Below are 25,019 nucleotides of genomic sequence, written 5' to 3'. Positions count from 1 at the left end.
CGCCATGCATCTGGGTCCCCTTGTCCGTGCCATGCTCCGCAACAAGGTCCGCTTCGGCCTGCTGGCCCTCGAGGTGGCGCTGACGCTGGCGATCGTCGCCAACTGCGTCAGTCTGATTCTCGACGCGCGCCGGGAGCTGACGCGCCCCTCCGGTTTCGTCGACGAGCAGTTGATGCTCGTGACGGCGACCCCCTTCAACGAGGCCTTCCGCGAGGTCTCCTATCGCGACACCATCGCCGACCAGGACCTGGCGGCGCTGCGCGCCCATCCGGCCATCGAGAACGCGACCAACAGCTCGTTCCTGCCCTGGCAGGGCGGCGGCAGTTCGACGATGTTCCAGCGGACGCGCAAGGCGGAAGCCATCCGGACGCAGATCTACGCGGCCGACGAGCGGATGCTCGACACGCTCGGCGTGCGCCTGGTCGAGGGCCGTGCTTTCACGCGCGACGACGTGCTGCGCAACACGGAGCAGTTGCGGGCGCTCAACGCCATCGATCGAGTCCGCGATGCATCGGGTATCGCGGCTTCAACGGTCACCGTGCCAGCGATCATCACGCGTGCCTACGCGAAGCTGATGTTCCCGGAGGGACAGCCGCTCGGCAAGACGTTCGAAGACGAGAACGGCGACCACTGGCAGGTGGTCGGAGTGGTCGAGCACTTCTACAACCCCTACGCCTGGAAGATCGGCGAGTACGCGACGTTCTACCCGCAGCGCCAGGGCAGCTACGAGGGCGGCACGTCGTACCTGGTACGCGTCAAGCCCGGGCAGCTCACGCCGGTCGAGAAGGGCGTCGAGGGGGTGCTGGCGGGCGTCAACGCCAACCGCACGTTCCGCGTCCGGACGATCCCCGACGTCAAGCGCCGCTTCCTCGGCAGCCAGACCCTGATGGTGCGGCTACTGTCCCTGGTGATCGTCGTCCTCGTGTTCGTCACCGCGCTCGGTATCATGGGCCTGACGTCGTTCTCGGTCGCCGAGCGGACCAGACAGATTGGAACTCGCCGGGCGTTGGGCGCCGGGCGCGCCGACATCCTCAGGCATTTCCTGCTCGAGAACTGGATCACGACCACCGTCGGCATCGTGCTCGGGGTCGGCCTGGCGGTGGTGCTGAACATGACGTTGCTCCGCGAGATGGATGGTCCCAGGATCACACCCGGGCTGCTCGCCATCGGTGCCGTGCTGCTGTGGACGGCCGGGCTGCTGGCGACGTTGTGGCCTGCCCTGCGCGGCGCGCGTGTCGCGCCGGCCGAGGCGACGCGGAACATCTGACGCAGCGACCCGTACCCAACAGCGCGTGCCCCCGAGCCCACTGGTCTGCCTCATCGTCGAGGATCAGGACCCCGTCGCCCAGGCGCTGGAGGTCCTGTTCTCGCTCCACGACGTGCCCGCGGCCGTCGCAGTGGACGCCGCGGCCGCGCTCGAGCGGGTGCGATCCGGGGACGTGGGCGTCGTGCTGCAGGACATGAACTTCGCGCCAGGTGAGACGTCGGGCGACGAAGGCGCGGCGCTGTTCCATGCGATCCGCAGCGTCGATCCGGTGATGCCGGTGCTGTTGATGACGGCGTTCACGTCGCTCGAACGCGCGGTGTCGCTCGTGAAAGCGGGAGCGACCGACTACTTCGGCAAGCCGTGGGACGATGCGCGGCTGGTGGCGAGTGTCCGCGAACTGCTCGCGATGCGCGAGGCGCGCCGCAGCAGCGACCGGAGCGCCAACGGGTCGATCGAGTCGGCGGCACGAAGTCGCCCGGGCGCCAGCCAGCCGGACCTCTGCGGGCTGGTGTTCCAGAGCGGCGCCATAGCGCGGCTCGTGGACCTCGCGGTTCACGTCGCGGCGGCCGATGTGCCGGTGCTGATCACCGGCCCGAACGGCTCTGGCAAGGAGAAGATCGCCCGCATCATCCAGGCCAACTCCACGCGTGCCGGCCGCGCGTTTGTCACCGTCAACGTCGGGGCGCTGCCGGACACGCTGCTCGAAGCCGAGTTGTTCGGCGCCGAAGCCGGCGCCTTCACGGGCGCACAGCGACGCCGCGTCGGCCGTTTCGAGGCTGCGCATGGCGGCACGCTGTTCCTCGACGAGATCGGCACCTTGTCGTTGCCAGGACAGGCGAAGCTGCTTCGCGTGTTGCAGACCGGCGAGTACGAGCGGCTTGGATCGAGCATCTCGCTCCACAGCGACGTCCGGCTCCTGTGCGCCACCAACGTGCACCTGCCGACGGCGATCGCGGCCGGACAGTTCCGCGAGGACCTGTACTTCCGGCTGAACGTGATCGAACTCGCCGTCCCGCCCTTGCGCGATCGTCCAGACGACATCCTGCCGATCGCGCGCCAGATGTTGTCGGGTCAGGGCCGGACGCGAACATTGGGCGCCGCGGCGGAGCGGGCGCTGCTCGCCCACGCCTGGCCGGGGAACGTCCGCGAGCTCGAGAATCGTCTGCAACGCGCGAGCCTGGTGGCCCCGGGTGAAGAGATAAGCCCGGGGGATCTTGGCCTCGCGACCGCGCATGCCTCGTCGCCCCTGGTGCAGCCGCGCCCGGAGAGCGGGCCCTACCGTGTTCCCGGCGCGGGAGCCGAACGCGATGCGCTCGAGGAGGTGCTGCGCGTGCATGGCGGCAGCGTGTCGAGGGCCGCGGAGGCGCTCGGCCTCTCGCGGCAGGCACTCTACCGTCGGATGGAGCGGCTCGGCGTCTCGCTCGAACGCCGCCCGCGGAGCTGACGTGTTCCGCCTGCAGACGCGGGTGCTGCTGGCCAATGTCGCCTGTGCCTGCGCCGCAACCGCGACAGGCGCCGTCCTGCTGCGAGGCGGCGCGCCTGCGTGGCTGGCAGTTGCCTCGGCACTCGCCGTCGCCCTCGTCGTCGGCCTGGCGGCGGCACGGATCGCGACATCCCCGGCACGCCAGGCGCTGCGTGCCCTGCACGACGGCGTGACCGGCTTTGCCGAGAGCGACTTCGCGACGCGGCTGGCATCGCCCTCGCCCGACGAGGTCGGGGACCTGGTGTCGGTCTTCAACAGGATGGGCGCGATCCTGCGTGAGGAACGCGCCGAGCTGATCCAGCGGGAACTCCTACTCGACACGTTGCTGCAGGGCGCGCCGATGGCGATTCTGCTGCTCGACCAGCGCCAGCGCATCGTCTTTGCCAATGCCGCCTGCCGACGGGTGTTTCACGGCGCGACGCGCCTGAATGGGCGCCTGCTCGCGGAACTCGTGGAACTGGCCCCTGCCGCGCTCCAGGGCCCGCTGCGACGCGGCGAGGACAGCCTGGTGACGTGGGATCAGGATGGACAGGAGGAGAGCTACCGCATCCTCGTCCGCGCCTTTCATCTGAACACGGTGTCGCATCGGCTGGTGGTCATCGAACGGATCACGCACGAACTGTCACGGCAGGAGACGGCAACGTGGAAGAAGGCGATCCGGGTGATGAGCCACGAACTGAACAACTCGCTGGCGCCGGTGAGCTCGCTGGCCCATTCCGCCAAAGTGGCGGCGAGCCGGCCGGACGCCGCTGCGCGCTTGCCCGCCTTGCTCGACACGATTGCCGAGCGCGTCGCACACGTGACCAGCTTCCTCGAAGGCTACGCGCGCTTCGCTCGGCTGCCGGTGCCGCGGCCGGAGACGGTGGCGCTCGCGCCATTCCTCTCGGGCGTCTCGCAGCTGTTCCCGTATACGCTCGACACGCCGGTCGGCGAAGCCGCCGGCTGGTTCGACGCGGCGCAGGTCCAGCAGGTGTTGATCAACCTGCTGAAGAATGCCGAGGAGTCCGGCAGCGTGCCCGAAGAGATCCGCATGCTGGTGGACGCACGGCACGATGGCGTGCTGCTCACGGTCCTCGATCGCGGGACGGGCATGGACGAGGACACCATGCGTAAGGCGTTGCTGCCGTTCCATTCCTTCAAGCGGGCTGGCAGCGGCCTCGGACTCTCCCTCTGCTCGGAGATCGTCGAAGCACACGGCGGGCGCCTGCACCTCGCACGCCGGCAGGCCGGCGGCATGGCCGTCAGCGTGTGGCTTCCCAACCAGGCCACACGCACGTAACGTCGAACGCTGAACGCCTGACGCCGGACAACGAAGGCCGAAGGCCCAAGGCCCAAGGCCCAAGGCCGGCACTATTCGGCAACGTACTCCCGCTCGCGCTGACGAATCGCCTTGTAACGGCGGAAGGTGTCGCGCGACGACTCCAGCCCGATCATCGATCGCCAGGTGCTGCCGCGGAACGTGTGCGCCAGCAGCATCGGTGCGTTCCGGAGCACGAAGCCCGGGCGGCGGCGCAGCACCGCCGGCATGTGCCGCACCTTCATCCAGCGTTCGGACTTCCACCGCAGGAACTCGATGTCGTCGGCGCCCAGGTGCGTGGTCCGGACCACCGCCGTCGTGCCGTCGTACTCCTCGAGGCGCTCGTTGACCACGAGATCGCGGCGACGGAAGTCCTCGTTCATGGGCGTGCGCGGGTACGGCGTCGGGTGCTGGATGTAAGGCCAGTCCACGTGTGCCCGCGCGAACGCGAGGTTGGCCTCGATGGCGTCGTGGGTGTCGTCGGGATTGCCGACGATGAGCCCTCCCACCACGAAGATGCCGTGGCGGTGCAGGATGTCGATGGCCGCGAGCGTCGCGTTGCCGACGCGCCGTCCGCCTTCGCGCTGCGCGTTCTTGGCCGACGCCCTGAGGAAGGCGAGATCGTCCTCGAGCACGTTCTCGATACCGAGGAACACGTACTCGAAGCCGGCGCGCTTCATCAGCGGCGCGAGGCGTTCGCCGTGCGCAGCGAACGCTGACGTCATCCCCTGCACCAGGTAGCGCAGGTGGTGCAGGTCAGCCTCGATGATCGCCTCGCAGAGGGCCTCGAAGCGACGCACGTCGAGGGTGACGTTGTCGTCGACCAGGAAGATGACCTTCGCGCCGTGATCGCGCGCGTCGGTGATGTCGGCGATGACGCGGGCCATCTCGCGGGTGTAGAAGTTCCGGCCGCGCATCTCGATGATCGAGCAGAAGCTGCAGTCGAACGTGCACCCGCGCGAGGTCTCGACCACGTCCACCTGATCGCCGAGGAAGGTGTAGCCCTGCAGCACCCGCGCGGACCGGCGCGGGATGGCGAGCGTTTCGTCGAGTCGATGCGACGCCGGGCGTGCGTCGTTGTGGACGACGCTACCGTCGGCAGCTCGCCAGGTCAGTCCAGCGATGCTGGCGAGCGCGTCACAACGGGCCGGGCTCGGAGAGCCGGCCCTACCGTCGACAAGGCCGGCTCGACCGTCGGCCCCGCCGATGCTCTCGCAGGCTTCGAGTGCGCGAAGCAGTTCTCGGAACGTGGCCTCTCCTTCCCCGCGGACCACGAAGTCGACGCCGTCGGCGCCGGTCCAGGCATCGGTGGCCAGGCTCGGATCGTACCCACCGGCGACCAGGGGCGCTCCAGGGCACCAGGCCCGCAGCCGGCGGATGAGCCTGAGCGCCGTCCGTCGTTGGAAGGTCATGCAGGACAAGCCGATGACGTCAGGGCGATGCTCGCGAACCAGCCGTTCGACCGTCGCGAGGACGTTGCCCTGGACGAGCACGAGGTCGGCAATCGCCACACTGTGATGCGGATCGATGTTGCCGGCCAGCGACGCGAGGGCGCCGTTCGGCATGCACATGCCGATCGTGGGTGTGTGCTCGAACGCGTCCGGCATCGAGAGGAGCAGCACGTTCATCAGTGCGCCTCGCAAAAAGGCTGAGTTATCGACCGAAGTGCGTGGTCATAGTGTAAGCGGGTACCGGGTACCGGGTACCGGGTACCGGGTACCGGGTACCGGACACCGGGTACCGGACACCGGGTACCGGACACCGGGTACCGGACACCGGGCACCGGGCACCGGGGCGCGCTACCGTCCGTCAAGCATCAGCGTTCGGCCGCGTCCGGCTTTGGGGTTCGGCGTTCAGCGTTAAGCGTTCTCGAGTCGCTCCCCGCTACACTCTGGGACGCATGAAGAGAGCCTGGGTCGCGTGCGCCCTGTTCATGGCGTCGAGCAGCGTGGCGTCGCAGACGGGGGTCCCGGCGCAGGCCCCCATCGACCGCCAGGCACTGGTCGCTCGCCACCGCGTCGTCCTTCGCGCCCCGGACGTCCGGACGCCGTTGTCGGTCGGGAATGGTTCGGTTGCGTTCACGGCGGACGTCACTGGCCTGCAGACCTACCCCGAGGCGTACGGGAACGGCACGCCGCTGGCCACGCTCAGCACGTGGGCCTGGCACAGTTCGCCCAACCCGCAGCGGTACCGCCTCGAGGACACCCTCGTGCGCTACCGCGTCGGCGACCGCGAGGTGCCGTACGCGGACGCCGACGATCGAGACGGGCGCGCGTTTCCAGCGGCAGCCTGGCTGCGGGCGAACCCGCATCGACTCGACCTCGGACGCCTCGGACTGGTCATCACCCACGCCGATGGCTCGCCCGTGCCACTCGATGCGCTGACGGGCGTCGAGCAGACGCTCGATCTCTGGACGGCGACGCTGACCAGCCGCTTCACTGTTGACGACGTCGAGGTGCGCGTGGAAACCACCGTGCATCCCGACCAGGATGTGCTGGCCACGCGCGTGGTGTCTCCGCTCGTGCGCAGCGGCCGCGTCCGCATCCTGCTCGCATTTCCCTTCCCCGCCGGCACCTGGGACAAGACGCGCGATTGGACGCAGCCGGACGCCCATCACACGGTGGCGAGCATCGCGCCCGATCGCGCGCAGTTCGCGCGATCGGTGGACGACACGCGCTACTTCGCCGCGTTGCGCTGGACCACCGACGCGCAGCTGTCGGCCACCGCACCACACACCTGGGTGCTCACCGGTTCCACCGACACGCTCGCGTGCACGTTGCAGGTCTCGCCCAACGAGCTGCCGCGAGGCTCGGCCGCGCCGGACGTCGATTCGACGCTTCTTGCAACCGCGGCTGGCTGGGCACGCTTCTGGTCGACCGGCGGCACGATCGACCTGTCCGGCAGCACCGACCCTCGCTGGCGCGAACTCGAACGCCGTATCGTGCTCTCGCAGTTCCTGACGCGCCTGCATGGCTCCGGTACCATGCCGCCGCAGGAAACAGGTCTGGTGACCAACAGCTGGTTCGGCAAGGCGCACCTGGAAATGTACTGGTGGCATGCGGCGCACTTCGCCTTATGGGATCGAGGCGCGCTGCTCGCGCGATCCCTCGACTGGTATCGCGAACTGTTGCCGCGCGCCCGCGCCACGGCGCAGGCGCAGGGGTACGCCGGCGTGCGCTGGCCGAAGATGGTCGGCCCTGACGGCCGCGAATCGCCGAGCGGGGTCGGGACGTATCTGCTCTGGCAGCAGCCGCATCCCATCTATCTCGCGGAGTTGCTCTGGCGCGACGGGCAGTCGCGTGCCGTGCTGGATCGATACGCGCCGATCGTCTTCGAGAGCGCCGCCTTCATGGCGTCGTTTGCGACACTCGAGGCCGACGGCCGATTCCACCTGTCATCGCCCCTGATCCCGGCACAGGAAACGTACGGCCGGATGAAGGCAACGATGCGCGATCCGACGTTCGAGCTGGCGTACTGGCGTTGGGCGCTGGGAGTGGCGCAGCAGTGGCGCGTGCGCCTCGGCCTGCCGCGAGAGCCGTCCTGGGATCGCGTACGCGACCTGATGGTGGAGCCGACCATGCGTGACGGCCGGTACACAGCCGTCGGCGTCGAGCCATTCACGACGCCCACCGATCATCCATCGATGCTGATGGCGTACGGGTTCCTGCCGCCCACCGCAGGCGTCGACGCCGCCACGATGGGGCGGACGTATGACTGGGTCCGCGCGAACTGGCAGTGGGAGTCGACGTGGGGCTGGGATTACCCCGCCCTGGCGATGACCGCCGCGAGGCTGGGTCGCCCCGCCGACGCGATCGATGCCTTGCTGCTCGACGTCCCGAAGAACCGGTGGGTCGCCAACGGGCACAACCCGCAGCGGCCGAACCTGCCGGTGTACCTGCCGTCCAACGGCGGCCTGCTCGCGGCCGTGGCGATGATGGCGGCCGGGTGGGACGACGCGCCGCGGAGGCATGCCCCTGGATTCCCCGATGATGGCACGTGGAGCGTGCGCGTCGAGCGGGTCCGGCCGTTGCCGTAGCTACTCGAGATCGATCTCGAGCAACGCCGGCTGACGCACCTGCACGTCGATCGGCGAGGGGTCGGTGCGCGCCTTTCCGCTCGTCACGCCGAGTTCGTCGAACCGGCGCACGGCGGGAAGCACGCGGGATTCGAGCGTGCCCACCGTGTCGTTGTAGGCGCGCACCGCCTTGCCGAGCTGATGGCCCATGGCCGCCAGGCGAGTGACAAGTGTCGCGAGGCGATCGTGCAGGTCGCGCCCGAGGTCGCTGATGCGCTGCGCGTTCTCGGCCAGCTTCTCCTGCCGCCAGCCATAAGCCACGGCACGCAGGAGCGCAATCAATGTCGATGGCGTGGCAATGACGATCTGCTTTTCGAGGGCCTGTTCGATCAGCAGGGGGTCGGCCTCGGCTGCCGCGGCCAGGAACGTGTCGCCCGGAATGAACAGCACCACGAACTCGGCGCTCTCACGCAATTGCGCCGCGTAGCCACGCTCGGCCAGCTTGCCGACGTGGGACCGCAACTGCGCCGCGTGCCGCTGCATGTGCGCGCGGCGCTCGTCTTCCGTCCTCGCCTCGAGTGCGTCGAGATACGCGGTCAGCGCGACCTTGGCGTCGATGATGATCGTGCGGCCCGCCGGCAGCTTCACCACGACGTCCGGCCGCAGTCGTCCGTCCTCGCCTTCGTGCGTGCTCTGCTCGAGGAAGTCGCAATGCGGGCTCATGCCGGACAGTTCGGCAACCCGCCGCAGCGCGACTTCACCCCATCGGCCACGCACGTGCGGTGTCCGCAGCGCGGTGACCAGCCGGGCGGTCTCCTGCTGCAACGTGCCCCGTCGCGGCGACGACGTCGCGCAGGTGCTGGCCGACTTCCCCGAGGCCGCGCTGGCTGGTCTCGGCGAAGGCCTGCGTCTGGCGCTGGTACTCGGTGAGCTTCTCGGCGAGCGGGGTCACGAGGGCGCCAATGGCATCGGTACGCGCCCGCAGTTCGCCGGAGGCCTGTTCCTGCATCGTGCGGAATCGCTCCTCGGCCAGCGCCAGCAATCGCGTGGTGCTGGCGTCGAGCGCGTCGGAGGCCAGGGCCTTGAACGCATCCTGCACCTGCTTGTGCGCCGATGCGAACTCCCGCACCTGTTCGCGGCTGCGGATCTCGATCTGCTCCGCACGCGTCTCGGCGATCGCCTTGCCGCGCTGGGCGATCGACAACTCGCGCCGGAGTTCCTCGAGTTCGCCAGTGGCCTGCGCGAGGGCGGCGGCGGCGGCGCCGGCACGGGCATTGGACGCCGCAGCATCGGCATGCAAGGCGCGGGCATCGGCTGCCGACGTGCGCGACGTGCGCAACACCAGCCACGTGATCAACGCCCCCGCGAGGGCGGCGAACACGGGCAGCAGGACGTCGGTCACCGTAGTGAGGCGTGCAGCGTCACCGTGACGCGGACCTCGACCTCACCCGCGGTGACGGGGGTCGACGGCACGTCGGCGGCCTGCGCGGCCATCGCGCGCATCATCGGCATCGGGCGGGGTGGTGGCGCGGCGCCACCCGTCTCGTCGAGCCGCACGACTCGATCGACGTTGCGCCCGACGCCCGACGCCATCGCCTTGGCCCGTGCGAGCGCAGACGCCGACGCAAGACTCAGGGCCTGCTGCTCGGCAGCAGCCATGTCCTTGAGGGTGAAGCGTACGCCGGCGACGCGCGTCGCCCCGGACGCGATCACGCCGTCCACCACGTCTCCGACCCTCGCGACATCGTCGAGGCGCACCTCGATGACATTGGTCGCGAGATAGCCCTTGAGCGTCTGCTTGCCGTTGGCCCAGTCGAACTCCGGCTGCATGTCCACGCTCACGGTGCGAACCGCATCGTCTGGCAGCTTGAAGCCGGCGAGCCGCGCGCGTATGGCGGTGGCGACCTTCGCGTTCTGCGCCTGCGCTTCGTTGGGCTGGCGCGAACGGGCTTCGGAGGCGACGGTCACGAACGCCTGATCGGGCGCGCGCTTCACGACGCCCTCACCCGAGGCGATGACCAGGTCGCCGATGAGGTCCTGTACGTTGGGTTGGGCGGGAGCCTGGGCCGCCAGGGGCAGCGCAACCTGCCCCAGGACGAACAGAATCAGCAACAGCGAGTGGCGCACGAGTAACCTCCGGGCGCCTCGGCAGGCGCTGAGCTTGAGACGGCGGCGGGCAGTGCGGGGCCGTGGCGCCTTCGGAGGCGGGCCGCGCTCGGAGAGCGGGCCTACCTCAGGCGACGGCTAGCGCTCGACGAAAGGCTCGATCACGTCGAGCAACGCCGCCAGCACGCGCTCGCCATCGAGTGAGGCAATGGCGTCGCCCTGTGCCAGCGTCCGTTCGTCCTCGAGTTGGCGGCGGCCGCGCGTATAGGCGCTCCGGACCACGACGGCTGGCTGCGCCGCGCCGAGTTCGAGCACGATGTCGACGACGTTGTCGCTGGATCGATCTGACACCATCCGGACGGTCGATGCCGGCGTCTGCACCGAGAAGGTGAAGCCCTCTGCCTTGAGTGCCTGCGCGAACTGGCGCACCGTCGGCGCGATTTCACGTTCGAGCACGCCCTCGAATGCCGCGCGTGCGGTCTCGGCGGCCGCACGTCGCTGCGCCTGCGCCTTTCGCAGTTCCGCGAGCCGATGAGTCAGTTGCCGACGGACTTCCGCGGTTTCGAGCATGGCCACCAAGAGTAGCAGAGGGGCTTGCAGGCTACAGGCTGCCGCCTACGGCCTGCGGCCGGCCGCCCTAAGACCTGAGACCTAAGACCTAAGACCTAAGACCTGAGGCTTATGGCTCAGGGCTTACGGCTTGGGGTTCGATGCCGATGGTGTTCGGTGAGGCGTCAGGCGGGAGGCGGAAGGCGTTGAGCGTTAGGCGTTAATGAGGCGTTCGTCTGGCTTGTCCCACATTGACCGCCATCAGGCCTCCGAGCAGCGGCCACCATGACACCTGCGTGAAGCCTTCCTCGCGCATCAGCGTGGCGACGCCGCCCGCGCCGGGATACCGTGCGAGGCTCTCGGGGATGTAGCGATAGGTGTCCGGGTCGCCGTGCAGCCACTGCCCGACGACGCCGCCGACCACGCGCAGGTACGCCAGGTACGTCGCGCGGATGAGTGGCTGGCGCGGCAGGGTGAAATCGAGCGACAGGAATCGGCCGCCTGGGACGAGCACGCGCCGGATCTCGCGCAGCGACTGCCTCAGATCCGGCACGTTACGCAGGCCGTACCCGGCAGTGACGACGTGCTGCGAGGCATCGGGGATGGGCAGGGCGAGCATGTCGCCGCACACCCAGCGCATCCCCGCGAGTTCCGGCTTGCCTGCCGCCAGGCGCAGCATGCGATGGGTGAGATCGAGGCCGGTCACATCCGCGCCGGCGGCGCGCAGCCGGGCCGCGATGTCGCCGGTGCCGCAGGCCAGGTCGAGGGCCCGCTCGCCCGGCGTGACTGCGGCCATCCGCACGAGCACGTCCTTCCATCCCGCATCTCGGCCCAACGACAGCCAGACCGTGATGTCGTCGTAGCGAGGTGCGATCTCGTCAAACAGCGCCCGTACGTAGCTGGCCTTGCCTGCCGGCGTGGCCAGCGCCTGTGTCAGCACACCGCGGGGCGGGCGCCCCGGCTTCTGCGGCATCGACGGTGTTGCCGGCATGGTCGGCAGTACCATAACAGGCGCCGGTATGTTGCCATCGAGTACGGTCGAGAACTACCTGAAGGCCATCTACTCGGCCCAGCGCGCGCTGGGCGCGAATGCGCTCGTGCCGATGGGCCAGCTGGCCGCGGCACTCGAGGTCGTGCCTGGCACCGCTACCACCATGGTGAAGGCACTGGCCGAGTCGGGGCTCGTCCGCTACGAGCCGTACGCCGGTGTGCGGCTGACCGCGGCAGGCGACAAGCTTGCGGCACTGGTGCTGCGACGTCACCGCCTGATCGAGCTCTTCCTCGTGCAGGTGATGGGCATGAGTTGGGCCGAGGTGCACGACGAAGCGGAACATCTCGAGCACGCCGTCTCCGAGCGTCTCATCGGCCGCATGGACGAGATGCTGGGGTTCCCTTCGGTGGACCCGCACGGCGACCCGATCCCGAATGCCGACGGCGGCGTCGCCGAACGCAGTTACCACTCGCTGCTCGAGTGCCCCGTCGGGCGCCCCGTCCGCGTCGCGCGCGTCGCCGATCAGGACGCCGACTTCCTCCGGTTCATCGAGCACAGCGCGCTGATGCCTGGCCAGGCGATCATGGTGGTCACGCGCGATACGGCCGCCGACAGCGTCGCGGTGCAGGGTGCTGACGCGAGACAAATCGTCCTCGGCGCGCGGGCGGCGTCGAAGGTGCTCGTCGAGAAGGAGGAGTGAGGAGGGAGGAGGGAGGAGGGAGGAAGGAGGACGGAGGAAAGAGGACGGAGGAAAGAGGTAGGACCGAGGGCAGAGGACGGAGGAAGGCCCAAGGGTAAAGGCGAAGGGCGAAGGGCGAAGCGCGATGGCGGTATTCAGGATCCGAGTCGCGTGAGTTCGTCGACGGTGGCGATCGTCCAGCGGGCCTGGTGGCGGTGGGCTGCGTCCACGGCGGGGTAACCGAATCCGTAGGCGGCAAGGCACGCGTCGATGCCGGCGGCGGTGGCGGTAGCAACGTCGACCCAGGAGTCGCCGACCATCAGCGTCTCGGCGGCGGGCACGCCGGACTGGTCGATGAGCGCATGCAATGCGGCGGGCTCGGGTTTGCGACCGTGACTGGTGTCTCCCCCGATTGCGGCGTCCACCACCGAGGTGATGCCGAGCGCCGACAGGATGGCGTCGGTCGGCCGCTGGGGCTTGTTGGTGAGCACGGACACGCGCGCGCCCTGATGCAGGCATGCGAGCGTGGCGGCGACGCCGGGATACAGCGTCGTCGTGCTTGTGAGATGTTCGTTGTAAGCGTCGAGGAAGCGGGGCAGCGCCTCGTCGGGATCCGCCGCAACGTGTGCCCGTGCGAGCGCGCGCGCCACGAGCATCCTGGCGCCCTCGCCTACCATCGCCACCACGTCGGCGACCAATAATGGGGACGCCCCGTAGGTCGCGAGCATGGCATTGGCCGCGTCGGCAAGATCCTGGCGCGAATCGATCAGGGTGCCGTCGAGGTCAAAGACGAAGTGTCGGTAGATCACTCCCTCACTGTAAACGGTGCGCCGGTCGCGGTGCTCTGCTCCGGCGGCCTCGACAGCGTCGTGCTGGCTGCCGATCTGGCGACGACCGCGCCGGTGCAGCCGATCTACGTCGCGTCCGGTCTGGCGTGGGAGGCGCAGGAGCGCGCCATGCTCGAGCGCGCGCTGGCCTGCCTGCCCGACCGCACGCGGGTGGCGCCACTGCACGTCCTCGACGCGTCGGTGCGCGACGTGTACGCGCCGACGCACTGGTCGCTGGCCGGCACGCCACCGTCATGGGACACACCGGACGAGGACGTCTACCTCGTGGGCCGCAACATCGTGTTGCTTGGAAAGGCGGCGGTGTATTGCGCGCTGCGGAAGATCGGGCGCATCGCCCTCGGCCCCCTCGCCGGCAATCCGTTCCCGGATGCGACCGCGGAGTTCTACGAGTCGATGGCACGCGCGCTGTCACTGGGCCTGGCGCACCCGATTGCGATCGAGACCCCGTACCGCACCTTGCACAAGTCCGACGTGATCCGTCGCGGCCACGCCATCGGCGCGCCGATGGCGCTCACCCTGTCCTGCATGAATCCCCTGGAGCGCATCCATTGCGGGGCCTGCAGCAAGTGCCGGGAACGCCATGACGCGTTCATGGAGGCACTTGGGCAGGATCAGACGATCTACGCCGCGGACAGGGGAACTTCGACGATCAAGGGATAAGGGACAACGAAAAAGTCACAGGGGCCGTCAAGGGACGAGGGAGAAGAGGGCGCACTCGGAGGAGGCACAAGGGACAGGTTGGCCCGCCCGCCGACCCAGGTCGGCGGCTACACCTCGCCTCTGTAGCCGTCGTTGCTCGACGGAATCGAGGCCTACGCCCCGCCGCCAGACGTCCGCCGCAGACCAAGGGACAAGGGACAACGAAGAAGTCACAAGGAACGTCAAGGGACGAGGGAGAAGGACGCGCACTCGGAGGGAGGCACAAGGGAAATGCCTGAGGGCACGCGCTTTTCCCTTTCAACTAATTTCTTGGGACTCGTGCCTTGATGCCCTTGTGACTTTTTCCCTGTCCCTCTTCCCTTTGTTAATGACCCGGCGCCTCTGGAGCCGACGGCGCTGCCGGGGCGGTGGGGGGTGCGGGCGGTGCCGGGGGGACTGGGATGTAACTGCGCTTCAAGGTGATCGTGCCGTCGCCAGTTCTGATCCGGAGGTTGCCGACGCCGCTGCCGAGGACGGCCTGCAGGCGGCGTCCCTCGCCTTGCCGCTCGATTGGCATGTCCGTGAACCCGTGGAGGGCAATGCGGCCATCACTGGTGTGGGCGTCCAGCTTCGCATCGAGTTCATCGGGGAGCGCCAGCATCACGCCGCCATCTCCGGTCTCGATGTTCCAGTCGCCGGTGATGGAGCTGCCGGCGGCCGCGCGCACCGTCACGGATCCGTCGCCGCTGCTCGCCTTCAGGCCACCACGGAGCCGGCCACTGACGAGCACACTGCCATCGCGCGTGCTCACCGTGCAGTGGCCGTCCACGTCTTCCATCTGCACGCTGCCGTCGCCGCTGTCGGCCACGATGTCGCCGCCGACCTCGCGCATGACGATCCGGCCGTCCTCGGTCCGCGCATCGATCACGCCGTGCACGCGCTCCACGCGCACCGAGCCGTCGCCACTGCGCAGCCGGACTTCGCTGTCGACCGGCACCGTGGCCACCAGCCGCACCGACCGGCTCATGCCGCCCGACGACACCTCCCAGCCCGACGTCTCCTTGACCGAAGCCGTGACCACCACGTGCGAATCCTTGCTGCTGCCGGCGACGTCAATGCTGTCCAGGAGCGGCTTGGACGAAGCGCGAGCCTCGACCCGGACGAGAACCTCCGGTTTGTCCCAGGAACGCACCTCGATGGCGCCGTCGAAGGTGGTGAGGTCGACGACCGGCCGGCCTGTCACCTTGAAATGCATCTCGTTGCGTGACGAGAACCCGCCCGAGTCGACATGGACGACGCAACCGGCCAGCAGCGGGAGGCCGGCGCAGCAGACGATGGGCAGGGCTCGTTGAAGTCGCATCGCTGTCACATGTAGACGAACTGGTGCTGGCAAGGGTTCAGCCGCTATCGGACGACAGGATCAGCCGGCGTCGTTGGCGTACACCACCGCCCCGCCGATGAGCGTCTGGCGCACGCACCAGTTCGCGTCGAGCACCACGAGGTCCGCCAGCAGACCCTCGGCAATGCGCCCACGGTCGGAGAGACCGAGCGTCCGCGCTTGCACGTTCGCGGTCATCATCGCGGCGTCGAGCGGGGTGACACCCACCATCTCGACCAGGTTGGCAAACACCCGATCCATTGTCAGCCGGCTACCCGCCAGGGTCCCGTCGTCCAGGAAGCAGGCCTGGGCCCGGACGGTCACCGCACGCCCGTCCACCTCGAATCTCGCGCCCTCGGCCAGGCCGGCACCGGCCAGCCCATCGGTGATGGCCATCACCCGTTCCGGCCGCTTGGCACGGATGGCGGCCCGCATCACGACGGGATGGACGTGATAGCCGTCGCAGACCAGTTCGACCGTGACCCGGTCGTCGTCCAGGACGGCTCCGATCAGCCCTGGTGCGCGGTGCGTGAGCGGCGGCATGCGGTTGAACAGGTGCGTCGCGCGACGCGCACCCGCCTCGATTCCGGCGCGCGCTTCCTCGAGCGTCGCCCCGGAATGTCCCAGGGACACGGCATGACCGCGCGACACCAGGTCGCGAATCAGGGCCAGCGCTTCGGGCAGTTCCGGCGCCAGCGTCAGCGTGCCGATGGCGTCGCGATGTGCCGTGATCACGCCGACGATGTCTTGCGCGGTGAAGCCGGTGGCCGTGCCTGGTGCCGCCAGGTCCGCGGGTGCGCCTGGAGGCAGACAGAGCGCAGTGAGGGGTTGGGCACCGCGATAGTCCGGCGCCATGAAGTTGCTCTCGAGATGCGCCGGCAGCACGCGAGCCGCGTCCGCCGGTCGCGCCTCCATGGCTGCTTCGACCGATTTGGCCACCATCGCCAGGGTCGCCGGCGGGCAGGCGAAGGTCGTGGGCGTGAAGGACGTGCAGCCGAAGCGCGGCATCTGCGCCGCGATCGCCGCCACGCCCCCCGGGCTGCCCTGCACGTCATGACCGAGCACGCCGTGCACGTGCACGTCGATGAAGCCGGGCAGGATCCACAGTCCCGCCATGGGTCCGTCCTCGGTGCCAGGTCCGATTTCGACAATGTGATCGCCGTCGATGACGAGGCGACCCGGCGAAAGGACGCGATCAGGCAGGACGAGGGAGGCGCCGTCGAAGATCAACATAGGCAATAGGACATGGGACCCAAAAAACACGCAATGACGAACGCTGAACGTCGAACGCCGAACGCTCAGGTCAACGGTGAACGATGAACGGTGAACGGTGAACGGTGAACGGTGAACGGTGACGGCTTACGGTGAACGGTGCCCGGCAAGTAAGCTTCATGCCGACGTCCAGCCCGGGTGCAGGCATAGCTTGCGACCGGCGAGCGGTGCGACGGCAGACGACCTGCGCAGGTAGGTATCGACCTCGGCCAGCAGTTTCCGTAGGGCGCGGTCGTCGGGTCCGTTCAGGACGATGACGCCGGGGCTGTCGACGAGCGGGAACCTCCGGTCCTCGAGAAAGTCGTGATCGAGGGTCACGAGCGTCCGATGCAGGTCGCGGGCACGCCGGAAGTGTGCGAGGTCGGTTGCGCGTCGCCAGGCGGGTTCGTCGATCACGTGCAGCACGTCCCAGCGGAGACGCTCGCGCATGAAGCCGACCAGCGGCGCCGGCAGGTTGGCGTCGGCATACACCAGGGGCCCCAGCGCCTGCGCAGCCCGAAGCGGTCCGAGTTCGGAGAACAGGGTGCCCATCGCGTCGCCCAGGGGACAGCTTACCGCGAATGCATTTTTACTTTTCCATTCGAGGAAGAGTAGGCTTCCGCGGTGCTCACCGCCACGGGACTGGGAGGAATCGTACTCGCGTGCGTGCTGGCGGTCCTCCTGCTGGCGGCCATCCTGGTCTGGCACAAGGGGCGGCCGTTCGCGACCGGGCACGTCTTCCGGGCCAGCCGGCTGAGTCGCGGCAATCGGCTGCTGCCGGTGCAGGTGCTGATCACGCCGACCAGCGTCGTGCACTACACGCCGCAGTGGGTCGGCAAGCTCGAGCACTCGATGCACATGGCGCACGTCGCCTCGGTGCGCATCGACACCAACATGCTGTTCTCGGACGTCTTCATCGAGACCACCGGCGGCGTCAATCCGATACGCTGCGCCGGCCATCGGAAGAAGGATGCCGTGCGCATGAAGGCGCTCATCGAGGAGTACCAGACCGGGTACTATCGACAGAGCAGCCACGGCGCCTGACACGGCCGGCCCGGCGGATCGGTCCTCATACGCATCCCGTGCCAGACGCCCTCACCCTCACCGTTCGCGAGCTGGCCGCACCCACGCCAACCACGCGCCGGCTCCTGCTGGCCCTCGGCGATGTGCCGTTCTCCTACCAGGCGGGCCAGGGCGGCGCACTCGGCCTGCATGGCCAGCGCGAGCGCCGCCCGTATTCGATCGCGTCAGCGCCTGCTGACTCGTCAGCCGACGGCACCATCGAGTTCCTGTTGCGCGCCCTCCCCGGGGGTGGCCTCGGCCGTCATCTCGATGGCGTGCGCGAGGGCACGCGCGTGGACTTCGAGGGACCGTTCGGGGCATTCGTCCTGCCGGACGACCTGCCGGACGCGCCGCTGCTGTTCGTGGCCGGCGGCACCGGATTCGCGCCGCTCCGATCGCTGGCGCGCGAGGCTCGCGCCCGTGGCCACCGCGCGCCCAGGCACCTGCTCTACTCGGTGAAAGATGTCATGGACGTGGCGTACGCGGAGGAACTGGCGCGATGGGGAGAGGATCACCGCGGCGAGGCAGTGATCACGGCGACGCGCCATGCGCCACCGACGTGGCAGGGATCGCGGGGGCGGATCGGCCTCACGCTGCTGCGCCGCTTCACGTCGGACGCGCCGCTGTGCTTCGTGTGTGGTCCGGCCGGGATGGTGGAGGACCTGACGCACACCTTGTCGCAACTCGGCGTGCCCGCCGGCCACGTGCGGATGGAGCAGTGGGCGCCCACGATGTAGTGACGCACAACTTCAAAAGTTCACAATTGCACAATTCCATTCACACCGCCAGGCGTGGAGCACCGCGGTTGTGCGTGAAATTCTGAAATTCTGAAATTCTGCAATTGCGTTCGTCGCCCTGGCCCTACATTCCCATCGGCCTGTAACCGGCGTCGACGTAGATCACCTCGCCGGTGACGCCGCGGCCCCAGTCCGAGAGCAGGAACATCGCCGCGCCGGCAACGTCGCCGCTGTCGATGTTGCGCTTGAGCGCCGCGCGATCCCGATAGACCTGCAGGATGCCGGAGAAACCCGAGATGCCGGAGGCGGCCAGTGTCTTCACCGGGCCGGCCGAAATCGTGTTGACGCGGATGTTCTGCGCCCCGAGATCGGCTGCCAGGTAGCGCACCGACGACTCCAGCGCCGCCTTGGCCACGCCCATCACGTTGTAGTTGGGAAACACGCGGTCCGAGCCGAGATACGACAGCGTCACGATGCTGCCGCCACCCTTCCTGGCAAGCAGTGGTTCCGCGCCGCGTGCGACCGCGACCAGCGAGTACGCGCTGATGTCGAGCGCGATGCGGAACGCTTCGCGCGACGTTTGCAGGAACGGCGCCGAGAGCGACTCGCGCGGCGCGAACGCCGCGCCGTGGACCACGAAGTCGAGGCCGTCGACCTGCGCGTCGAGCGACTCGAAGAGGTGCGCGATGTCGTCGTCACGACTGACGTCACACGGCAGCAGGACGGCAGGCGTCTTCAGCTGGGTCACCAGCTCGTCGACGTTCTCCTTCAACCTGTCGTTCTGGTACGTGAGCACGAGTCGCGCGCCGGCGTCATCGGCCCGCTGCGCAATGGCCCAGGCGAGCGACCGCTTGTTCGCGACACCGACGATGAGGCCGGTGCGTCCCGAAAGATCCGACATGCGCAGTGTTCCTGTGCGGCCTCAGCGGCCGCGGCGGTTGGACGGACGCGACTTGCCAGGCTGTCCACCCTGGCCCTGTTGCGGCCCCTTGCCGGACGGGTGACCGTTGGCATACGGGGAATAGCCGCCCCAGTTCGCGTTACCGGCCGCTTGCGGCTGGCGCGGACGCCCGCCACCAGGCCCGCGGCGTCCCTGCGGATGTCTCGCGACATTCCAGAGGGTGAAGTCCGCCGGTTTGCGCTCGGGCACCTGGCCCTCGATCTTGGGCAACGTCGCCCTGATGAGGGTATGGCGGTGCACGGGCTCCTCCCGACGCGGTTCGTCTTCCGGTTCGGGAGGAGGCGCCGCCGCCAGTGGCACCGGCGTCACCTCGACGGGCGGCGCGGCGGCTGGCGCGAGCCGAGGCGGTGCCTGCGGCACGACCACGGCCACCGGCGCCGGCACGTCGGGCTCGATCGTCGGCGGTAACGGTACGCCGCCCTCAGCCTCACGACCCGTGATGTTCTCGAGCACCGTCTTGTACAAGGCCGCTTGTGGATCGGCCTTCTTGCGGCGGGCAGGTACCTTGCCCTCCTTGTAGACGTGTTCGAAATCGCAGGTCGCGCACCGGGTGGTGCGCACCTCGTCGCCGACGAGCGCGACGATCACATGATTTGAAAGGCGTTTCTCGCGTGGACAATAGTCGTCCAGCACATCACCCAGCCGAAGCCGGCGCTCTTGCATCAACAGCTCCCGGAAGTACGTCCCAGGCGGGTCGGGAAATCCGCGACAGACCCAACGGAAAGGAGGTCACTGGATACTAGCACAACCTCACTGCGGTCCGATCCACGCCTGCATTTCGGTCAGACGTCCCGCCACCGCACCTGGTGCGGTGCTCTGCGGTGTCTGCCGCGCCCGAATGGAGGCCAGGGGCGTGATGGCCTCCACTACATCATCGTCGAAGAGCGGCGAGAAGCGCCGCCATTGGTCAGGGGTCAGTGACTCGATCGCCCGCTGTTCCTCAAGCAAGGTCCGCACCATACCGCCGACAAGTTCGTGGGCATCGCGGAACGGCAGGCCCTTGCGCACGAGGTAGTCGGCCACATCGGTGGCGAGCATGAATCCGCCCGCCGCACGTTGCGTGGTGTCGCGTCGCACGCGAAGTGTCCGTACCACCGCCTCGCACGACATGAGGCTGCCCGCCACCGTGTCCTCGGTGTCGAACACGGCCTCCTTGTCTTCCTGCAGATCCTTGTTGTAGCCGCTCGGCAGGCCCTTCATCGTCACCAGCCAGCCGGTGTGACGCCCGATGACCCGCCCTGTCTTCCCTCGTACGAGTTCCATCGGGTCCGGGTTCTTCTTCTGCGGCATCAGGCTGCTGCCGGTCGTGACCGAGTCGTCGAGTTCGAAGAAGCCGAACTCCTCCGAGCCATAGATGATGACGTCCTCGGCCAGGCGGCTGATGTGGATCATCACGAGCGCGCATGCGTGCAGGAAGCTCGACACGAAGTCGCGGTCGGCCACCGTGTCCATGCTGTTAGCGACGATGCGCGCAAAGCCGAGCCGGGCGCGCAGGAACTCGACGTCGATGGGGAACGAGTTGCCGGCAATCGCGCCCGAGCCCAGCGGCAGCGCGTCGGCTTCGGCATACACCACATCGAATCGCTCGCAGGCACGCCGGAATGCGGAGGCGTGCGCCAGCCAATAGTGCGCCTCGAGGACAGGTTGGGCACGGCGCAGATGGGTGTAGGCCGGCAGCGGCGCGTCGCCGGCCTCGGCGGCCCGAGCGCAGAGGGCCGCGACGAGCGCACGCAGCTGATCCTGGACGACGCGGATGCGGCGACGCAGGTAGAGGCGCAGGTCGAGCGCCACCTGCTCGTTGCGCGAGCGACCCGTGTGCAGACGCTTGCCGGTCGCCCCGACACGCTCCACGAGCTGGCGCTCCACGAAGGAGTGCACGTCCTCATCGCTGCCCGATACGAACATCGGATCGGCTGCCGCGGCTTCACGCAGTTCCGTCAGGGCGCGATCGAGCGCCTGCTGTTCGTCCGACGACAGCACGCCCGCACGCAGCAACGCTTCGGACCACGCGCGACTGCCCTCGACGTCGTCCTCGAAGAGGCGACGGTCGAAGGCAAACGACGCGCCGAAGGCGAACACGTCGTGATCGGGGGCACTCGCGAATCGGCCAGACCACAAGTTCGACATCACTCACTCATCTGTGTCGGCCATCGGCCATCGGCCTTGGGCCATCGGAAATCTCGAAGGCCGCGCTCGGAGAGCGGGCCCTACCTTCTCGTGCATCGGCATGACGCCACACGTCACCACGACCCGCGCGATGCCAACGCGGAACCCGAAGGCCGACGGCCAAATGGCGAAGGCCGTTCAGTGCTTCTCTCGCCCCATGACCTGTACCCCGCCCTTGAACAGGCGGAGGTGAATGGTCGCGGACGCATTCGCGAGCGCGCGATCGGCAAGCGCATCGATGGACGCACGGGTCAAGCCGTGCCAGTCGCCGGTGCGCAGCACGTCGACATAGCTTTCCGCGAGCCGACGACGAAGCGTGCGCAGCGACCACGGTAACGTCAGCGCCTCGAGTTCGCGCATGGCGATCTGCAGCACCGTGGCCGCCGGGGCCTCCGCGACTTCGCGACGGACGGCGGCACCCTCGGGCACGAGCACGTCGATACGCCCCACGCCGTGCGCGCCGGCGATCGTGTCCAGGCTGCTCAACAACTCCACGAGCGGCATCACGACGCCATTGACGCGGCGTGGGGTCCCCGCCTCGAAGCCGATACCGATCATCGCCGGGGCGTCAGGCCCGCGCGTGACGGCTCGTGTCTGCGTGAACCGCGCCTCGTCCACCCGCGCATCGATCGGGCCGTCGACGACGAGGGACCGTCCCCACAACGTCGCACGCACGGCGGGCAGCGCCTCCGCGGCGACCTGCAACGCCGACATGGCCTCGTCGCGGGCGTCGACCGGCATCGTCTCGACGCTCGGGCGAAGCGCAATGCGCGAGGTGGCCGCGAGCAGGCGCGCCATCCGGGCGGCCGCCTGTCCGGTGCCGCCATGTGCCAGCGCATCGGCCTGTTCCATGTTCGCGACCATCGCGACCTGTGCCGCGACCGATGGCAGCGCGAGCACGGCCGCGTGCGGATCGCCGTCGAAGCCGACAGCACCAGCCCGCAGGGCGCGCAAGACGACGTCCTCGGCAAGGGACTCGCGCGCATCGAGCACGTGTGCACGGACGGCGCCGGCCTCCAGCGCACGTTCGCGGACGGCCAGAAGGCTCTCGCCCTGTCCGACGTCCACGGTCACCGTGACCACCTCGGCGTCGCGGGCGAGCCAGGGTATGGCGCAGAGCGTGGCCGCATCACCCGCATGGGCGAGCACCACCCGTTGTTGTGACATCTATCGTTGCGTCCTTACCCCACGAGGACCGGCATGCGCAGGAGTGCGCCCGATCGCCACGTGTCCAGCCGCCCGACCAGCGCCTGCGCCGCGGCGGCATCGCGGCAGATGACCAGAATCGTGTCGTCACCCGCCACCGTGCCAAGCACCTCGCCGAGGTCGGCCCTGTCGATGGCGATCGCGAGCAGCGCCGCCTGCCCGGAATCGGTCCGCAACACGACCAGCTGTTCCGATCGTTCGGCGCGGGTCAGGAACTCCGCGGTGGTCCGCCGGAGGCTGCCAAGCGCATCGGGCGACGGGCCACCCGGCCGTGGCCGCTGGTAAGCGCCGTCGCCGGCGCGCTTGACCACGCCGAGTTCCTTGAGATCGCGCGACAGCGTTGCCTGCGTCACGTCGAGGCCCTCGGCGTGCAGGCGCTGCCTCAACATCTCCTGGCTGGAGATGCTCTCACGTTGGATGACGTCAAGGATGACGCCGTGTCTGGTCCTTTTCATCGATTATGCAGTCGTATGCATCGTAGCACCTGCATCGACATGGGAATAGCCAGAAAATTTCACTTGCGCAGGACGGCGGCCTTCTGCATACTGGGCGTTCTCTTGCATAAGTATTCACATGACTGAGGGGCAACAACAACGCGTCGGAGTCGGAGTGGTCGGCGCCACCGGGTACGGCGGGCAGGAACTCGTGCGCCTGCTGGCCCGGCATCCGGGCGCCGATCTCAAGGTGGCGCTCGGGTCGAGTGACTCGGACCAGCCCCGGACCCTGCCCGGCCTCGCACGCACGTGGGATGGGCAAATCACGGCCTACCACGCGGACGCCCTTGCCGGGTGCGAGGTGGTTTTCCTGAGCGCCCCCGAGGCGTTCGCCGCGACGAGTGCGGCCGAATTGCTGGCCCGCGGTCACCGCGTGATCGACCTCTCCGGGGCATTTCGCCTCAAAGACGCGGCCCAGCGCGCGAGGTTCTACCCGGCGACTCCGGACCCGCTGCCCGACGGCACGGTGTACAGCCTGCCCGAGTTCGACGCGGCGGCTGTGCCTGGCGCCCGACTGATTTCCTGTCCCGGCTGCTATCCCACCGCCGCGATGCTGTCCCTGCTGCCGCTCGCTCGTGCCGGGCTCCTCCAGGGAGACGCCATTGTCGACGCCAAGTCGGGGATCTCCGGTGCCGGCAAGGGCGCGAGTGAACGGACGCACTTTTCGGAGAATCACGGCAGCGTCGCCGCCTACGCGTTGTTCAGCCACCGTCACACCCCCGAGATGGAACAGGCGCTAGGATTGCCGGTGACCTTCACCCCGCACCTCGTGCCGCTCGACCGCGGGATCCTGTCGACGACCTACGCCCGGCTGGTGCCAGGCGTGACGGCGGCGCAGGTGGCCAACACGCTGCGTGCGGCGTACGCGAAGGCGTTCTTCGTGCGCCTGACCGACGATCGGATGCCCGAGATCAAGCACGTGGTGCACACGAATTTCTGTGACATCGGCTGGAAAGTGGATGAGCCGACCGGTCGCGTGATCGTCGTGGCGGTGCTCGACAACCTGCTCAAGGGGGCCGCTGGCCAGGCCGTCCAGCAGTTCAACCTGCTGTGCGGCTTCCCGGAAGCCGAGGGCCTGCTGTGATCATGGGTCCGGCGGTCGTCAAGTTCGGCGGCGAACTCGTGGAGACGCCGGAACGGCTCGACGCCGTGGGCAAGGCCCTGGCGGCGCTGGCCGTGGCCAGCCCATTGGTCGTGGTGCATGGCGGCGGTCGCGAGATCGATGCGGAACTCGCGCGACGCGGGGTCGCCAAGCAGGCGGTCGACGGTTTGCGCATCACGGACGCCGCGACGCTGGAAGCCGTGGTCGCAGTGCTGGGTGGCACCATCAACACCCGCCTGGTGGCGCACCTGATCGGGCTGGGGATCAAGGCGGTGGGCCTGACCGGGGTCGATGCAGCACTCGGCCGTGCCAGCCGCGCCGCCTCACACGTGACCGCGGCGGGATCGCAGGTGGACCTCGGGCTGGTGGGCGAGCCGGAAGCAGCCGCGGATCTGGGCCTCGTGGCCCACCTGCTGGCAGGCGGCTACGTCCCGGTGATTGCCAGTCTCGGCGTGTCGCCGGACGCGGACGTGCTGAACGTCAATGCCGATACGCTTGCAGCCCACGTCGCGGCGGGCATCGGCGCCCGTGAACTCGTCCTCGTCGGCGGCACTGCAGGCGTGCTCGACAGCGCCGGCGGAACGATCCCGGCCCTCACGCAGGATGAGGCCCAGGTCATGATGCAGGATGGCACTGCGTCGGCGGGGATGATCGCCAAGCTCCGCGCTGCCATGGCCGCCCGGACACGCGGCGTCGCAACGGTGTCGATCGTGGACGGCCGGTCGGCCGAGGCGATCCTGGAGCGCAAGGGCACGAGGATCGCTTAGAGGAAATCGCAGAATTGCAGA

Annotated in this window: 25 protein-coding genes; 10 read left to right on the top strand and 15 right to left on the bottom strand. The window is 68.6% G+C overall.

Translation table 11 applies throughout. The features are described 5' to 3' along the window. Window positions 1–4: 4 nt before the first annotated feature. Genes LuPra_RS32930 through LuPra_RS03755 form a run of 3 tightly spaced genes read left to right on the top strand, consistent with a single transcriptional unit; the run spans window position 5 to window position 4,029 of the window. A complete protein-coding gene (locus LuPra_RS32930) occupies window positions 5–1,267 on the top strand; it encodes an ABC transporter permease (RefSeq protein WP_157898697.1) in 1,263 nt (420 codons plus the stop codon). Window positions 1,268–1,292: 25 nt separating this feature from the next. Then, window positions 1,293–2,711 (top strand): sigma-54-dependent transcriptional regulator, encoded by a 1,419-nt coding sequence (locus LuPra_RS03760; RefSeq protein ID WP_234800706.1) that lies wholly within the window; start codon window positions 1,293–1,295, stop codon window positions 2,709–2,711. Between the two features lies 1 nt (window position 2,712). Further along, the gene (locus LuPra_RS03755; protein WP_157898695.1) at window positions 2,713–4,029 is read left to right on the top strand and encodes a sensor histidine kinase; all 1,317 of its coding nucleotides are present in this window, start codon (window positions 2,713–2,715) and stop codon (window positions 4,027–4,029) included. 71 nt (window positions 4,030–4,100) lie between these two features. Here LuPra_RS03755 and LuPra_RS03750 read toward each other — a convergent pair whose 3' ends face one another. Then, a complete protein-coding gene (locus tag LuPra_RS03750) occupies window positions 4,101–5,675 on the bottom strand; it encodes a B12-binding domain-containing radical SAM protein (RefSeq protein ID WP_110169516.1) in 1,575 nt (524 codons plus the stop codon). 272 nt (window positions 5,676–5,947) lie between these two features. On the opposite strand from LuPra_RS03750, the gene LuPra_RS03740 reads away from it, so the two are divergent. Then, a complete protein-coding gene (locus LuPra_RS03740; RefSeq protein ID WP_234800705.1) occupies window positions 5,948–8,083 on the top strand; it encodes a hypothetical protein in 2,136 nt (711 codons plus the stop codon). Here the strand turns inward: LuPra_RS03740 and LuPra_RS03735 are convergent, their stop codons facing one another. The 5 genes from LuPra_RS03735 to LuPra_RS03715 form a co-directional block, all read right to left on the bottom strand. Continuing rightward, entirely contained in the window at window positions 8,084–8,887 is an 804-nt protein-coding gene (locus LuPra_RS03735) for a DNA recombination protein RmuC (RefSeq protein ID WP_110169514.1), read from the bottom strand. Continuing rightward, on the bottom strand, window positions 8,820–9,464 hold the full coding sequence (locus LuPra_RS03730) for a hypothetical protein (protein WP_110169513.1): 645 nt from the start codon (window positions 9,462–9,464) through the stop codon (window positions 8,820–8,822). The genes LuPra_RS03735 and LuPra_RS03730 overlap by 68 nt, the downstream gene beginning before the upstream one ends. Beyond that, entirely contained in the window at window positions 9,461–10,189 is a 729-nt protein-coding gene (locus LuPra_RS03725) for an SIMPL domain-containing protein (protein ID WP_110169512.1), read from the bottom strand. Before LuPra_RS03725 ends, LuPra_RS03730 begins: the two co-directional genes overlap by 4 nt. A gap of 117 nt (window positions 10,190–10,306) precedes the next feature. Beyond that, complete coding sequence (locus LuPra_RS03720) at window positions 10,307–10,738, bottom strand: hypothetical protein (RefSeq protein WP_110169511.1); 432 nt, start codon at window positions 10,736–10,738, stop codon at window positions 10,307–10,309. A 199-nt stretch (window positions 10,739–10,937) separates the two neighbouring features. Next, on the bottom strand, window positions 10,938–11,708 hold the full coding sequence (locus LuPra_RS03715) for a ubiquinone/menaquinone biosynthesis methyltransferase (protein WP_157898694.1): 771 nt from the start codon (window positions 11,706–11,708) through the stop codon (window positions 10,938–10,940). A 28-nt stretch (window positions 11,709–11,736) separates the two neighbouring features. On the opposite strand from LuPra_RS03715, the gene LuPra_RS03710 reads away from it, so the two are divergent. Then, window positions 11,737–12,408 carry a metal-dependent transcriptional regulator gene (locus LuPra_RS03710; protein WP_234800704.1) on the top strand — a complete coding sequence of 224 codons (672 nt, stop codon included), beginning with the start codon at window positions 11,737–11,739 and terminating at the stop codon, window positions 12,406–12,408. 134 nt (window positions 12,409–12,542) lie between these two features. On the opposite strand, the gene LuPra_RS03705 is transcribed toward LuPra_RS03710, so the two are convergent. Beyond that, window positions 12,543–13,196 carry an HAD family hydrolase gene (locus LuPra_RS03705; RefSeq protein ID WP_157898692.1) on the bottom strand — a complete coding sequence of 218 codons (654 nt, stop codon included), beginning with the start codon at window positions 13,194–13,196 and terminating at the stop codon, window positions 12,543–12,545. Between the two features lie 30 nt (window positions 13,197–13,226). Here LuPra_RS03705 and LuPra_RS03700 point away from each other — a divergent pair, with 30 nt between their 5' ends. Beyond that, entirely contained in the window at window positions 13,227–13,895 is a 669-nt protein-coding gene (locus tag LuPra_RS03700) for a 7-cyano-7-deazaguanine synthase (protein WP_157898691.1), read from the top strand. Between the two features lie 364 nt (window positions 13,896–14,259). On the opposite strand, the gene LuPra_RS03695 is transcribed toward LuPra_RS03700, so the two are convergent. The 3 genes from LuPra_RS03695 to LuPra_RS03685 form a co-directional block, all read right to left on the bottom strand. Next, window positions 14,260–15,234, bottom strand: a complete 975-nt coding sequence (locus LuPra_RS03695; RefSeq protein WP_110169508.1) for a DUF4097 family beta strand repeat-containing protein — start codon at window positions 15,232–15,234, stop codon at window positions 14,260–14,262. 60 nt (window positions 15,235–15,294) lie between these two features. After that, window positions 15,295–16,485 (bottom strand): N-acetylglucosamine-6-phosphate deacetylase, encoded by a 1,191-nt coding sequence (gene nagA / locus LuPra_RS03690; RefSeq protein ID WP_110169507.1) that lies wholly within the window; start codon window positions 16,483–16,485, stop codon window positions 15,295–15,297. A gap of 156 nt (window positions 16,486–16,641) precedes the next feature. Further along, window positions 16,642–17,055 carry a DUF5615 family PIN-like protein gene (locus LuPra_RS03685; RefSeq protein ID WP_110169506.1) on the bottom strand — a complete coding sequence of 138 codons (414 nt, stop codon included), beginning with the start codon at window positions 17,053–17,055 and terminating at the stop codon, window positions 16,642–16,644. 72 nt (window positions 17,056–17,127) lie between these two features. On the opposite strand from LuPra_RS03685, the gene LuPra_RS32495 reads away from it, so the two are divergent. Further along, the gene (locus LuPra_RS32495) at window positions 17,128–17,547 is read left to right on the top strand and encodes a hypothetical protein (protein ID WP_162271289.1); all 420 of its coding nucleotides are present in this window, start codon (window positions 17,128–17,130) and stop codon (window positions 17,545–17,547) included. A gap of 38 nt (window positions 17,548–17,585) precedes the next feature. Continuing rightward, entirely contained in the window at window positions 17,586–18,302 is a 717-nt protein-coding gene (locus LuPra_RS32490; RefSeq protein ID WP_162271288.1) for a ferredoxin--NADP reductase, read from the top strand. 124 nt (window positions 18,303–18,426) lie between these two features. On the opposite strand, the gene LuPra_RS03675 is transcribed toward LuPra_RS32490, so the two are convergent. The 5 genes from LuPra_RS03675 to argR all read right to left on the bottom strand — a co-directional run bounded on the left by LuPra_RS03675 (window position 18,427) and on the right by argR (window position 23,090). Then, window positions 18,427–19,203, bottom strand: coding sequence for an enoyl-ACP reductase FabI (locus LuPra_RS03675; RefSeq protein WP_110169504.1), 777 nt, complete (start codon window positions 19,201–19,203; stop codon window positions 18,427–18,429). A gap of 21 nt (window positions 19,204–19,224) precedes the next feature. Further along, window positions 19,225–19,926 carry a hypothetical protein gene (locus tag LuPra_RS03670; protein WP_157898690.1) on the bottom strand — a complete coding sequence of 234 codons (702 nt, stop codon included), beginning with the start codon at window positions 19,924–19,926 and terminating at the stop codon, window positions 19,225–19,227. Window positions 19,927–20,013: 87 nt separating this feature from the next. Further along, a complete protein-coding gene (gene argH, locus LuPra_RS03665) occupies window positions 20,014–21,390 on the bottom strand; it encodes an argininosuccinate lyase (protein WP_110169502.1) in 1,377 nt (458 codons plus the stop codon). A 177-nt stretch (window positions 21,391–21,567) separates the two neighbouring features. Continuing rightward, window positions 21,568–22,596 (bottom strand): argininosuccinate synthase domain-containing protein, encoded by a 1,029-nt coding sequence (locus tag LuPra_RS03660; protein ID WP_110169501.1) that lies wholly within the window; start codon window positions 22,594–22,596, stop codon window positions 21,568–21,570. A gap of 14 nt (window positions 22,597–22,610) precedes the next feature. Continuing rightward, window positions 22,611–23,090, bottom strand: coding sequence for an arginine repressor (gene argR / locus LuPra_RS03655; protein ID WP_110169500.1), 480 nt, complete (start codon window positions 23,088–23,090; stop codon window positions 22,611–22,613). 118 nt (window positions 23,091–23,208) lie between these two features. On the opposite strand from argR, the gene argC reads away from it, so the two are divergent. Next, window positions 23,209–24,213 carry an N-acetyl-gamma-glutamyl-phosphate reductase gene (argC, locus tag LuPra_RS03650; RefSeq protein WP_110169499.1) on the top strand — a complete coding sequence of 335 codons (1,005 nt, stop codon included), beginning with the start codon at window positions 23,209–23,211 and terminating at the stop codon, window positions 24,211–24,213. Window positions 24,214–24,215: 2 nt separating this feature from the next. Further along, entirely contained in the window at window positions 24,216–24,998 is a 783-nt protein-coding gene (gene argB, locus LuPra_RS03645; RefSeq protein WP_110169498.1) for an acetylglutamate kinase, read from the top strand. The last annotated feature ends 21 nt before the right edge of the window (window positions 24,999–25,019 follow it).

The sequence above is a fragment of the Luteitalea pratensis genome, assembly GCF_001618865.1.
GTDB lineage: Bacteria > Acidobacteriota > Vicinamibacteria > Vicinamibacterales > Vicinamibacteraceae > Luteitalea > Luteitalea pratensis.
Note: the sequence above shows the minus strand (reverse complement) of the source record. Positions and strands in the feature narration are given on the sequence as shown.

What these genes read in the sequence shown, in the direction of transcription:
- LuPra_RS03685 (WP_110169506.1), bottom strand. Translation starts at nt 17,055, where the DNA reads ATGGGCACCCTGTTCTCCGAACTCGGACCGCTTCGGGCTGCGCAGGCG.
- argH (WP_110169502.1), bottom strand. Translation starts at nt 21,390, where the DNA reads ATGTCGAACTTGTGGTCTGGCCGATTCGCGAGTGCCCCCGATCACGAC.
- LuPra_RS32930 (WP_157898697.1), top strand. Translation starts at nt 5, where the DNA reads ATGCATCTGGGTCCCCTTGTCCGTGCCATGCTCCGCAACAAGGTCCGC.
- LuPra_RS03720 (WP_110169511.1), bottom strand. Translation starts at nt 10,738, where the DNA reads ATGCTCGAAACCGCGGAAGTCCGTCGGCAACTGACTCATCGGCTCGCG.
- nagA (WP_110169507.1), bottom strand. Translation starts at nt 16,485, where the DNA reads ATGTTGATCTTCGACGGCGCCTCCCTCGTCCTGCCTGATCGCGTCCTT.
- LuPra_RS03710 (WP_234800704.1), top strand. Translation starts at nt 11,737, where the DNA reads ATGTTGCCATCGAGTACGGTCGAGAACTACCTGAAGGCCATCTACTCG.
- LuPra_RS03695 (WP_110169508.1), bottom strand. Translation starts at nt 15,234, where the DNA reads ATGCGACTTCAACGAGCCCTGCCCATCGTCTGCTGCGCCGGCCTCCCG.
- argC (WP_110169499.1), top strand. Translation starts at nt 23,209, where the DNA reads ATGACTGAGGGGCAACAACAACGCGTCGGAGTCGGAGTGGTCGGCGCC.
- LuPra_RS03675 (WP_110169504.1), bottom strand. Translation starts at nt 19,203, where the DNA reads ATGTCGGATCTTTCGGGACGCACCGGCCTCATCGTCGGTGTCGCGAAC.
- LuPra_RS03750 (WP_110169516.1), bottom strand. Translation starts at nt 5,675, where the DNA reads ATGAACGTGCTGCTCCTCTCGATGCCGGACGCGTTCGAGCACACACCC.
- argB (WP_110169498.1), top strand. Translation starts at nt 24,216, where the DNA reads ATGGGTCCGGCGGTCGTCAAGTTCGGCGGCGAACTCGTGGAGACGCCG.
- argR (WP_110169500.1), bottom strand. Translation starts at nt 23,090, where the DNA reads ATGAAAAGGACCAGACACGGCGTCATCCTTGACGTCATCCAACGTGAG.
- LuPra_RS03715 (WP_157898694.1), bottom strand. Translation starts at nt 11,708, where the DNA reads ATGCCGGCAACACCGTCGATGCCGCAGAAGCCGGGGCGCCCGCCCCGC.
- LuPra_RS03660 (WP_110169501.1), bottom strand. Translation starts at nt 22,596, where the DNA reads ATGTCACAACAACGGGTGGTGCTCGCCCATGCGGGTGATGCGGCCACG.
- LuPra_RS03670 (WP_157898690.1), bottom strand. Translation starts at nt 19,926, where the DNA reads ATGCAAGAGCGCCGGCTTCGGCTGGGTGATGTGCTGGACGACTATTGT.
- LuPra_RS03740 (WP_234800705.1), top strand. Translation starts at nt 5,948, where the DNA reads ATGAAGAGAGCCTGGGTCGCGTGCGCCCTGTTCATGGCGTCGAGCAGC.